This is a genomic window from Skermanella sp. (assembly GCF_059503625.1).
In genome coordinates this window covers 1-212 of record NZ_JCACHA010000048.1, presented here as the reverse complement: position 1 = coordinate 212, position 212 = coordinate 1, and the positions used below count along the sequence as shown (strand labels likewise).

Annotated in this window: 1 protein-coding gene; it reads left to right on the top strand. The window is 61.8% G+C overall.

The genetic code is table 11. The features are described from left to right. Positions 1-8: 8 nt before the first annotated feature. On the top strand, positions 9-212 hold a 204-nt coding region (locus AC5JJ6_RS01130), incomplete at its 3' end, for a hypothetical protein (RefSeq protein ID WP_496040273.1).

Genomic DNA, 212 nt, shown 5'->3' with positions numbered 1-212 from the left:
GGATGCAGATGGCGGACCAGCCCAGGAAAGCGGGCGTTTACGACGTGCCCGGCTCTACTTCCACCTCGAGTTCGCAAACAGAGACAGGCCCGGATTCAGGAACCGTCCCCACCCTGAACAGCCTTGAAGGTACCAGCACACATGACAAGGCAAGCGCGCAATCGAGCGCCGGCCTGTTAGCCGCCATACCGACATGGGGTTGGATCGTGGCC